Origin of the sequence: Roseimarinus sediminis (assembly GCF_050433125.1) — a bacterium.
Taxonomy (GTDB): Bacteria; Bacteroidota; Bacteroidia; order Bacteroidales; family Prolixibacteraceae; genus Roseimarinus; species Roseimarinus sediminis.
Window position 1 is genome coordinate 24,757 of record NZ_JBNPXV010000017.1, and the last position, 11,825, is coordinate 36,581.

The 11,825-nt window shown below is 39.9% G+C and carries 8 protein-coding genes; 7 read left to right on the forward strand and 1 reads right to left on the reverse strand.

The annotated features are described in order from the left end of the window. Nucleotides 1-1,643: 1,643 nt before the first annotated feature. From FHS86_RS17150 to FHS86_RS17170, 5 genes are all read left to right on the forward strand, one after another. Nucleotides 1,644-2,498 carry a hypothetical protein gene (locus FHS86_RS17150; protein WP_429416611.1) on the forward strand — a complete coding sequence of 285 codons (855 nt, stop codon included), beginning with the start codon at nucleotides 1,644-1,646 and terminating at the stop codon, nucleotides 2,496-2,498. A 131-nt stretch (nucleotides 2,499-2,629) separates the two neighbouring features. After that, nucleotides 2,630-3,739 carry a retroviral-like aspartic protease family protein gene (locus tag FHS86_RS17155; protein WP_429416614.1) on the forward strand — a complete coding sequence of 370 codons (1,110 nt, stop codon included), beginning with the start codon at nucleotides 2,630-2,632 and terminating at the stop codon, nucleotides 3,737-3,739. 885 nt (nucleotides 3,740-4,624) lie between these two features. Continuing rightward, a complete protein-coding gene (locus tag FHS86_RS17160; RefSeq protein WP_429416617.1) occupies nucleotides 4,625-4,795 on the forward strand; it encodes a hypothetical protein in 171 nt (56 codons plus the stop codon). Nucleotides 4,796-4,809: 14 nt separating this feature from the next. Then, a complete protein-coding gene (locus FHS86_RS17165) occupies nucleotides 4,810-5,445 on the forward strand; it encodes a KilA-N domain-containing protein (RefSeq protein WP_429416745.1) in 636 nt (211 codons plus the stop codon). A 404-nt stretch (nucleotides 5,446-5,849) separates the two neighbouring features. Beyond that, nucleotides 5,850-6,860, forward strand: a complete 1,011-nt coding sequence (locus FHS86_RS17170; protein ID WP_429416620.1) for a PDDEXK nuclease domain-containing protein — start codon at nucleotides 5,850-5,852, stop codon at nucleotides 6,858-6,860. Between the two features lie 908 nt (nucleotides 6,861-7,768). On the opposite strand, the gene FHS86_RS17175 is transcribed toward FHS86_RS17170, so the two are convergent. Continuing rightward, nucleotides 7,769-10,078, reverse strand: coding sequence for a sensor histidine kinase (locus FHS86_RS17175; protein ID WP_429416623.1), 2,310 nt, complete (start codon nucleotides 10,076-10,078; stop codon nucleotides 7,769-7,771). 82 nt (nucleotides 10,079-10,160) lie between these two features. On the opposite strand from FHS86_RS17175, the gene obgE reads away from it, so the two are divergent. Both obgE and FHS86_RS17185 read left to right on the forward strand, forming a co-directional pair. Then, nucleotides 10,161-11,150, forward strand: a complete 990-nt coding sequence (obgE, locus tag FHS86_RS17180) for a GTPase ObgE (RefSeq protein ID WP_429416626.1) — start codon at nucleotides 10,161-10,163, stop codon at nucleotides 11,148-11,150. Nucleotide 11,151: 1 nt separating this feature from the next. Further along, nucleotides 11,152-11,820: a phosphatase PAP2 family protein gene (locus tag FHS86_RS17185; protein WP_429416629.1), complete on the forward strand. Its 669-nt coding sequence runs from the start codon at nucleotides 11,152-11,154 to the stop codon at nucleotides 11,818-11,820. The last annotated feature ends 5 nt before the right edge of the window (nucleotides 11,821-11,825 follow it).

The following is an 11,825-nucleotide window of genomic DNA, read 5'->3' on the forward strand; positions in this document are numbered from 1 at the left end:
TGCGGATAGTGGACTGCCAACTTGTTTCGCCACGGCTTACTCAGGCACTTAGGAACTTAGGCACTCAGGCACTCAAAAAAAAACACACTAGGAAACGGTTGCTGGTTGCTGGTTGCTGCGGATAGTGGACTGCCAACTTGTTTCGCCACGGCTTACTCAGGCACTTAGGAACTTAGGCACTCAGGCACTCAAAAAAAAACACACTAGGAAACGAATGCTGGTTGCTCGTTGCTGGATGCCTGCCCCGTGAAACCCGACCTTAGGAGAATATTTCAAGGGGCCAGGATGCTCGTTGCTACGGCAATACGAGCAAAATTACTATGCTGGTTCTTCGCGCTTTGGAAAACAGTTTGCTAAGCGTTTATTTCCCAAAATTACGGTTCCTGGAAGCTGAAAGAAGAAGAATTTGAGGAATAGAAAAATGTAAGCAGCAGCAATTGCTCAAAAGCTGAACTCAACGCTTGTTGAAGCCTGAAAAACGTTTTTTAGGCTTCTCGAAACGTGTTGAGACCTGAAAAAATTATTTCAGGCTTCAACACGCGCAGAGAAATGCTCAGAAATCTTTTTTTCAGCATTCAACACGTAAAAAGTTACCTGAAAAAGTTTTTTCAGGTAACTTTTTGTGTGTTGAGACCAGAAAAACGTTTTTACAGTTCCGACAAAAAAAAAAGTTGCACTTTAAAACTTTTTCAGGCTTCTCGCGATGTTGTAAATGCGAAAAAGAACTCTTTTGGGCAACTTTTTTAATGTTGGTCCCGATGAACCGTCGAAAACACACCGCGAAGTGTGTTGAGTGGCTTTTAAAGCGATGAATGGAAGATTGAAGGAAAGAGATGGATGATTGACGATTAACGATTGACGATTAACGATTAACGAAAGCATTTCCCTTTTTTCATAGGCAGTACCATTTTCAGATGGAAGATTAAAAGAGTCAATGAGTCATTGAGGAAAAGGAAAAAGGAAAATTAAAAAAAATCATTGGTCAATGAGTCATTTCTGCTGATTCGTGCCGTGTTGGGAGGCGTGAATTGAAAATCAACGGAGCGAAGCGGAGTTAACTCCGACTCGCGCAATTTTAATGTACACAGTCATGACAGATTCCAATAATGATTAATTGAAAACCCGTTCGAACCACCTGGCCCTTTGCTCTTTGTGTTACGCTCTCCACCCTCCGCAAATATCCAAAGCGGCAGCGCCGCGATAATGTTTATAGTTAATAATACGACACAAGAAGAGAGGTGCAGCGCACCGGGAATTAAACAGGGAAAGTAATTTTTCAAGATTCCAATAATGATTAATTGAAACCCCATTCGAACCGCTTTGCCCTTTTCTCCCTGCTCCTTTTCTCCCTGCTCCTTTCTCCCTGCCCTGCCATTCACACCTCAAAAAGCACCATTCACTCAATAAATCAGCCCATTCACTCAAAATATTTTTATTGATGTTAAATGTTTGCTTACTTCGTAAGGACGAAGAACGTTTTGTGCGAAGGGAAAATGAATTAAGTCGAGGTGGATGAAGGCGGTAAATAGTAAATAATATAAAACCCAGCCAATGGAATATATTCCCACTAAGCAAAGAGATAGGCTGTGTATGTTTACATGGGAACTTACAACAGCGTTTATGCAATCCTAATAAACTCAACTATGAAACAATTTCTTAATTTTGGATTTAGAGCAAATATCGAAACATTTACATTTAGAGGTAAAAGAGTTTTTATTTATAATGACCATCGAACAATTTTAAATGCTATTTTCTTTGCTTTGAAGAATGGATTTATCAAGCAAATTCCTAATGTATTTTATTTCGACTATCACGATGATGCATGTAATCCTAAGCCTAGTTTGATTTTAAAGGCACAAGATTTTAATATAAAAAAATGCACAGAAGAGGATTTTAACTCAATTGTTGAATTTGAAATGGGGATTATGGATGATGATTGGGTTAAAACAGGTATGGAATTTAATCTAATTAACAATTCAGTTTCGATTGGAACTGAAAAGTACAATACTTCACATGAGATTTATATTGACAACAAGGGCATTAACCATGACGTAATTTGTATTTCACATTTAAGTAGTGCTTTATCTTCAAGAGGAGAATTAGGTGATTCAATTATAAAAGAACCATATTTTAAACGAGTTAGAGAATTGTTTGACTACAATAATGGTCATTTGAATCATTTTGGTGAAAATACTGCCCCATTTGTATTAGATTTTGATTTGGATTGTTTTGCAGCTGAATTCCGAAGTAAACTTATGGCATGGCCAGAAAAAATGTTTATAGAAGAATTAAAAGATAAAACTGGATTTCACCTTGATATTACTCCTTTAGATTTCATCGATAAACTAATTGACAGATGTGAGTTTATAACAATTTGTTTGGAGCCTGGTTGTTGTGGAGGCTATGGTGAGTCTTTTAAAGTATTAAGCTATTTGGACAAGTATATTTTTGAAGGAATTTTAAAAACAAGTACAGCGCATAATATTTTATACATTTAACTGTGGGTTCATTGGTAAAATTAAGTTTATCAGCCCGCTTCAAGCTTAAATGTCCGGATTTGAAACTGCCACTTTAACCTCAGCTAAACACAAGATCTACCGTAACCTATTTTAAAAACAACGAATTTAACATGAAAAAATATTTGACAATAATAGTCTTACTGACCCTTATAACAAATCTAGGATTAAGTCAGATAAGAATTAAGATGCAACAAGAGAACGGAGTTTATTCGACTTTTTGTTTTGTTAATGATTTAAAACTGAAATTTATTTTTGACACAGGCGCTAGCAACGTTTCAATCTCTTTAACAGAAGCACTATTCATGCTCAAAAATGAATATTTAAGCGAGAGTGATTTATATGGTTCAACGTATACACAACTTGCTAACGGAGAAATTGTAGAAAATACTGTAATCAAATTTAAAGAGTTAAAAATTGACCAATTGGTTCTTGACGATGTAGAAGCTATTGTTGTTCATGAATTATTCGCACCCTTGCTATTAGGTCAAACAGTAATTAATCGATTGGGAAAAATTCAAATTAACGGAGATGAAATGTTAATCATGGATGCGGATTCATCATTATTCGTCAATTCGAATAAAAAAGCTAGAGAGCTAATAAATGAAGCAAAAGTTTTTTTAGGAGCTGAATTATTTACGGTGGCAGCTTCAACTTTCAAAGAGGCTTATGATTTATCTCCTGATGAATTTTCATGTTATGAGTTAGAATTGTTTGGAAATTCGTATTGGGAAAATGGTTTTAGAGGACATGCAATTGAATATTATAAAAAAGCAATAAATTGCGCAGAAGACAAACATTCTTTATGTGAATTATATGGCTCAATTGGTTACTATTATCATATGTGGGAGAAAGATTTGACAAATGCAATTATTAATCTTGAAAAATCTTTATTTTATGCACAAACCGATTGGGAATTGGCAGAAAGCTATCTAAGGCTAGCAAATGCATTTAAGGACACTAGTGTCGATTCTAAAACAATTAAATACTATGAAAAATGTTTAATACATATGCTAAAAGCAAGGAATCTTACTGAAGAAGATGTTATGGAAGGAAAGGCTACTGATGTAAGATTCCAAGGTATATATTCAACTCTTGCTGACATTTGGAAAGAAATTGGAGTAATGAAAACATCAAATGATTACTTAATCAAAGCAGCAGCTTGTGGTAGTCTTTTTGCTATTGAAGAATGTAATAAACTTGGACTAAACTATAAAGAGTAAGATAAAATCTAATGTGCATATAGAAACAAGCTCTTCGGAATATGCCGAATGATGGCAAACGGCTGGTGAGGATTTACCTGGGGGTGATTTTCGCTTCGCTACAATTACAATCCGCGCCTTGCTAGCTCTGGTTCTGTTATCCCGGTATTCAATATTTTCCTTATTTTCAGGCTGTGTTAAAGAATAGGATGCTAAATACTTCGCCAGGAAGCGCGGATTTCAATCTCAACGCAGCGGAGCAAAAACAGCACGGGCACTTTGAACTTACAATGTGCCAATCCGGCAACGCGGGTTCAACGATCAAGACGCATGAAAAGGGGTATTGCCATCGTTTTTTTATGCATTGATGCATTCAGCCATTGAAAAACCTTATTCCTGTATTTTAAACCTTAGTAGACAATACAGTAAGCGTATTTACCAAACCTTATTAACATTGTCAGAGGGAAGGGCTGCAAATTATTAAACTGTAAATCCTATGAGTACATTAATATCCAAATAAGGTAAATAAGCTTGAATCTAACCCCTGCTGTTAGGGATCTTTACAGCTACTGGTGGCGATTTAAATCGGGGAGTGATCCCGCAATTCAATATATTCCTTATTGTCAGGCTATGTTAAAGAATAGGATAATAAATATTTAGCCGGGAAGCGCGGATGGCCATTGCAGCACAGCGGAGCAACATGCGCACTGGCACTTTGAACTTACCTGGTACAATTCTGGAAGAGCGAAGTTGAGTTGAAAGATATTGAAATAAAAAGACTAAAGAATTTATGTTGGTTCAAGAAATTAATTGGAAAAAAATAAAGGCAGCGCATAATCGACAGCCACGCCAGTAATGAACTGACGGGAAGAACCCGGGAAAGCGTATAATTAAAAAGTAAAGCAAATGGCTAAGAATAAAATAATTGAAGTTCAGCATGTAGTTATTGCCCTTACTGATTTTAAAGGACAAGATTATATCTGCATTACCGATATGGCAAAAGCCAAAACTGATGAAAGCAGGGCTGCCGACGTAATAAAAATTGGATTAGAACCCGCACGACACTTGAGTTCTTAGGCACTTGGGAGAAAATTTATAATCCCGATTTTAAAGTGGTCGAATTTGACCACTTTAAAACTCAAGCAGGACTTCCATCATTTGTCTTAAGCCCTACCCAATGGGTTGAAAGAACCAATGCAATTGGTATTTTTTCCAAAGCAGGACGATATGGTGGAACTTATGCCCATAAGGATATTGCCTTTGAATTTGGTTCGGCCATAAGTGCTGCATTTAAACTCTATCTTATCAAGGAATTTCAACGGCTTAAGGAAATTGAAAATAAAGAATTAGGTTGGAACGTAAGCCGTATTTTGTCGAAGATTAATTACCGTATTCACACCGACGCCATAAAAGAAAATTTAATTCCCGAAAAACTTTCGCCTGCTAAAATTCAACAAGTTTATGCTTCGGAAGCTGATGTGTTGAATGTTGCATTATTTAACTGTACTGCGTTGGAATGGCGAAGCGATAACCCCGAAAAAGAAGGAAATATGCGTGATTATGCCACAATTGACCAATTGGTTGTGCTGGCAAATTTGGAAAGCATGAATGCCCTATTTGTTCGTCAGCAAATTTCCCAATCGCAACGTCTTATTTTACTTAACGAACAGGCAATCCAACAAATGAAAAGTATTTTATCCGTACCTGGATTTAAAAAATTACACTAATATGATTCTTAATATTTTCAAGATTCATTGTAAGCATCCGGTAAACCCGCGGCTGCTGCGGATTTACCTGGGGGTGATTTTCGCTTCGCTACAATTGCAATCCGCGCCTTACTTGCTCTGGATCTGTGATCCCGCAATTCAATATATTCCTTATTTTCAGGCTATGTTAAAGAATAGGATAATACATACTTAGCCAGGAAGCGCGAATGGCTATCGCAGCGCAGCGGTGCAAAATGCGCACTGGCGCTTTGAACTTACCTGGTACAAATCTGGAAGAGCGAAGTGTACATCCTTCGGACAGGAACGCACTCCGAAATCCGCCCCGACAACATGTGCCAACCGTTGCCTAAGAGACATCCTGCAAACAATTTAGCATTCTTGATTTGATTTCGTATTTTTGAATTATGGATAAGCAATTGCAAAAACAAGCGATATATCAAAAACTCGTTGATACGATTGGAACTACAATAGAAAGCGCTCGACTAAGAGCAATTCAAGCCGTAAATAATGAGTTACTTAAAGCGAACTGGGAGATTGGTAAATATATTGTAGAATATGAACAGCATGGAAATGAAAAAGCGGAATATGGAAGCGCCCTGTTGACCAACTTATCAAAAGACCTTAAAGCTCGATTTGGCAAGGGATTTAGCAAGAGTAATATTTACCTGATGAGACAATTTTATCTCAAATATCAGATTTTCCAGTCAGTGACTGGAAAATTGACATGGACTCATTACGCTGAATTATTAGCAGTTTCCGATGATAATGCAAGAGGATTTTATGAGAAACAAGCAATAAATGAAAAGTGGAGTGTTCGAGAGCTTAAAAGGCAGATTAATTCATCACTATTTGAAAGATTGGCATTGAGCAAAGACAAAGATGGAGTTCTTAAATTGGCTGTACAGGGACAAATCATAGCGGACCCGAAAGACATCGTAAAAGACCCATATGTGCTTGAATTTTTACAAATCCCTGAAGAACACCGAATGACAGAAAGTAAATTAGAACAGAAGATTATCGATAATCTGCAAACTTTTTTACTTGAGTTAGGTAAAGGATTCTCCTTTGTAGGCAGACAATATCGGATAACCCTCGACAATGACCATTTTTATGTTGATTTAGTCTTTTATCACCGGATTTTAAAATGTTTTGTGCTGATTGACCTCAAAACAAAACACGTTAAACATCAGGATATTGGACAAATGAACATGTATTTGAATTATTTTAAAGCAGAGGAAAATACAGAGGGTGATAATCCACCGATTGGAATTGTTCTTGTTGCTGATAAAAATGACATATTGGTGGAATATGCGATAGGTGGAATTTCAAATACCATATTCGTTTCAAAATATCAATTGTATTTACCAGACAAAAAAGTATTAGAAGAGAAAGTAAAGGAAATGATTACGGAATAAAGCCCAGCTGGCAACACTTAGCTTTCAATTGAGCGTTGCTTGCATACGCTCTACATTGAAGCTCATGTTGAACTAAACAATGCTCCAATACGCACGAAAATAATAGTTTATCTTATAGTGTTTTCAATCGGTTTTTTATTGGGTCGATGAAGCGGATTTTGATGTTTTAGCAGACAACCGGATCTGCATTCCCCAGCTCTTCGGAATATGCAGAATGATTGCAAACGGCTGCTGCGGTTTCACCTGGGGGTGATTTTCGCTTCGCTACAATTGCAATCCGCGCCTTACCTGCTCGCCCGCGATATATATCGGGGTGTGATCCCGGTATTCAATATTATCCTTATTTTCAGGCTGTGTTAAAGAATAGGATGAAAGACACTTAGCCAGGAAGCGCGGATTTCAATCTCAACGCAGCGGAGCAAAAACAGCACGGGCAGTTTGAACTTACAATGTGCCAATCCGGCAACGCGGGTTCAACGATCAAGACGCATGATAAGGGGTATTGCCATCGTTTTTTTATGCATTGATGCATTCAGCCATTAAAAAACCTTATTCCTGTATTTTAAACCTTAGTAGACAATACAGTAAGCGTATTTACCAAACCTTATTGACATTGTCAGAGGGAAGAGCTGCAAATTATTAAACTGTAAATCCTGTGAGTCATTAAAATACAAATAAGGTAAATAAGCTTGAATCATACCGGGGATGTTGTCGGCTACTAAGCTTGGCCCGGAAAATAAGGTTAAATTATTCGTTTAAAGCAATGTTGTCTCTGATGCATAGGATTTTTGCAAGTATTGATGGCCATTTAGCCAGGGATGAAGCCCGAAATATCCACCAGCCTGCGATCTGCCCCTTCAGTCCAATCCATGTTTTGATTCTTCCTTTTTCCCGACTGAAATTTCCATTCACTCGACTACCATTTTAATTAAGCGGTTAAATTGTTCGCGGTTGGCATTCAGCAATGCTTGTCGCAGGGCACTCAGCCAGCGTCCTACCTGTTCCGATTCTTCAGGATCGATTTGGGTGATGATTCTTTTTATTCGTCCAATTTCGTACAATTCAAGCATTTTAAGTTCTTCGGCACTGGCCATCAGCTTGTGTCGGCTCTCCTTATCGAGTTGAATATCCGGTGCTTTTGCTTCGTATACCTGGAATGTTTTATTTTCTCCACTGGCACTTTCTGCATCCAGTTGAACACAGAAAGTAGTTCCTTTTCCAAGGTCCGACGAGAACGAAATATGTCCTCCATGTGCTTCAATGGCCAGTTTGCAAAAGCTTAGTCCGATGCCTGTTGAATTGGAGCGCCCGGCGCTTCGGATCAGGTACTGACCAAATTTTTGAAATACCAGGTGCCGCTGATCGGCCGGAATGCCGGGCCCGTTGTCGGTAATGCATAATTTGAGCTGCTTATTGGCAAGGCTGGTTTGGATAAGCACCTTGCCTGAAACAGGGGTAAACTTAAGTGCATTCGACAGCAAATTGACCAATACCCGGTTAAGCATTTCGCGGTCGGCAGTAAGCCGGTAATCCTGTTTAATTTTGAAAACCATTTTGATGCCTTTCTCCTTAATCAGGTATTGCATTTGGTAAACGGCATTGTTTATCAGTTGGTTCAATGATATTGTTTCACGACTTAACTGGATGGTTGAGGTTTCGTAGCGTTGCACGTCGAGCAGGTTCTGAACCAGGTTCAGCATTTGGTTTCCGGCAAAAATGACCCGTTCATCGTTCGAGAAGTTCAGTATAATATTGAGCGGATTTTTCAGATCATGGATAATCATCTCGGTAAGATTGTCCTTCAGAGTAGTGAGCTCAATCAGTTGCTCATTGGCTGTTTTCAGTTTCTCTGCCTGGGTCTCGATCTCATTTTTTTGCATTACCAGCTGTGCCGTACGTTCTTCCACCGTTTTTTCCAGCTGGCGGTTGTGTCTTTCAAGTGTTAATGTTAGTTCTTCCACCTTCACATAGGCGGTTGAAAATTGTCGCGACAGGACCATCGATTGAGAAACGGCGAGGATGAACAAGCCAAAATGCATCATGAATGAAGTGTCGATTACCTTGTTGTAATAAAGAATGTCGTTGATCAGTATTAGAAAAAACAGCAGGTAACCCGAAAACAAGATGCCGGCATTTTCTTCTTTTTTTAATGCCGTTTTGAAGAGAACAATTAAAAGATAGATGGCGGTAAGCGCAATCAGTACCTGATAGAACAGCGGTGTATAAGTGAAAATAGCGGGCGGGGTTAGCAAAACAATAAGACAAAAAGCCGCACTCAGGGCATACACAATGTTCAGATAGGTTTTAGAAAAATAAGCAGGATAAAAACGGTAAAAAAAAGTAAGCATTAAGGGAAGAACCAGCTTGTACGACAGGTATTCGATGCGCAGTCCGAATGCCCAGCTGATGTTGGGAAAGAATTCAATCAGCAGTTTTTCACCGGTCGACATCAGCCGGAGGGCCATGAAAAAGCAAAGTGCGCTGAAAATAAGGGCCGAAATATCTTTTTGTCTGAAACTGAAGAGAATGAAATGATAAATGCTGAGCATGATCAGTATCCCAAGTAACAAGGCATTGAAAGTGACCTGTCGTTTTTTAAACTTCATGATGTCGTAAGTTTTACCAAACAGAATGCGGTCTTCGGCTCCTCCCTTGCGATGCGAAAAATTGGCGATTTGAATAAGCACCTCAATCTGTCCGTCGATGGGTGTGCATACTATTTCATTGCGCTGCCAGCTGGGCCGGGTTTCCTCTTTACTTTTACCAACCACCCCCGATCGTATCATGTTGTTGCCGTTGGTCCATAAATTATAGGCCGAATCGAATTCTTTTATTCGTAAAGCATATTGCGCGTTGTCGGGTGTTTTAATAATGAAACGATAGGTCGCAAAACCTGCACCGTTTATTTGATCTCCATTGATTAGCGTGCCATTCCAGATTCCGGGAATATCAACAAAGGTATCGGGGAGGGGTAGTGAGTCGCTTTTAAAATCGGCAGGAGAAAGAAGACGCTTCCAGTAAAAGGCAGCTTCTCCCTGAAGGGCAATGAGCTGGTGTTCGTCGATGCTGGCCGAACTGAGGTCGATAATGCCTTCCACCAGGTGATAGTCATCCAAAATCTCCATCCTTTTATTGTTGATCTCATAATAGAGAATGAAGGCAATGGAAAGGGAAAAAATAAGTAAAAAAAGGATGATGGCTTCTTTTCTATTCTTCATCGATTGTTTACAACTTGGTTTCGTTTTTAAAATTAAAGCATTTATCAATGTTTTAGTACCTTTGCACAAATTTAATTTAAAGATGGCAGAGAGCAATTTTGTTGATTATGTAAAGATATATTTCAAGTCGGGAAAAGGAGGTGCCGGATCGGCCCACATGCGGCGAGAAAAATACATTCCCAAAGGAGGACCTGATGGTGGCGACGGAGGAAGGGGAGGACATATTATCCTTAAAGGCAATGCACAAATGTGGACGCTCCTTCACCTAAAATACCGCAAACATATTTTTGCCGGTCACGGTGAATCGGGAGGAGGACAAACCAGTACCGGCGCCGATGGTGAAGATGTGGTACTCGAAGTACCGCTGGGAACCGTGGCCCGCGATGGTGAGACCAATGATTTTTTATTTGAAATCACCAACGATGGCGAAGAAAAAGTGCTCATGCAGGGAGGCCGGGGCGGCCAGGGAAACAACCACTTTAAATCGGCCACCAATCAGGCACCGCGTTATGCACAGCCTGGTGAAGACTTGCAGGAAGGCTGGAGAATTCTTGAATTGAAAGTACTGGCCGATGTAGGTTTGGTGGGCTTTCCCAGCTCGGGTAAGTCGACCCTTTTGTCGGTCGTTTCGGCTGCCAAACCAAAAATTGCCGATTATCCCTTTACCACGCTGGTTCCTAATTTGGGAATTGTTGGTCACCGCGAAAACCGCTCATTTGTAATGGCCGATATTCCCGGGATCATCGAAGGAGCCCATTTGGGCAAGGGCCTTGGTATTCGCTTTTTGCGTCACATCGAACGAAATTCGATGTTGCTGTTTATGGTGCCTGCCGACAGTAAGAACCATTTGGAAGAATACCAGATTCTGCTCAACGAACTCGAAGCGTACAACCCCGAGTTGCTCGATAAGGAGCGCTTGCTGGCCATCACCAAATCGGATCTGCTCGATGAAGAGCTGATGAACGAGATCAGTGACGAGCTGAAAAATATTCAGCATATTTTTATCTCGTCAATAACAGGACTCAATATTCAACGTTTAAAAGATAAAATCTGGCTAATGCTCAACAGTTAATATGTCATTATTCGAAAGTTTGAACCAATTTGATACCAATATTTTTATGGCGCTAAATGGCGCTCATTCGCCGTTTTTTGATCATTTTTTTGTGTTCTTTACCAGCAAGGAAGTTTGGTTTCCGCTCTATCTGCTGCTGGTTTGGCTCATCATCCGAAAATACAAAATGCAGGCCTTGTGGGTACTACTCGTCCTGATCATTGGGGTTGTAATCAGCGATCAGCTTTCGGGACTGATAAAAGATCTGGTTGGACGCATGCGGCCATCGCACGAGCTTTCGCTGGCGGGGCTGGTTCATGTTCCGGGCGAAAAAGGCGGATCGTTTGGTTTTTACTCGGGGCATGCAAGCAATTCAATGTTTCTGGCTGTGATTGTTGGTATGCTGGCAAAACGAAAGCGCATCTGGGCACTCATGCTGCTGTGGTCGCTGCTTACCTGTTATTCACGCATCTATGTTGGGGTGCATTATTTTTTCGATGTGCTGGTGGGGGCCATCATGGGCGCTTTACTGGGCTGGGGGCTTTACCGGCTGCTTGCTGTGTTCGACAGTCATTTTCAACGCAAACGCATTGCAATGGCAGGCCGTTGGAAAGCAAAGCAATATTATCCGCTGCAAATCGCACTTATTTTCATCACAAGCACTTTACTCATTGTTGCTTCCTTGTTGTAACTCTT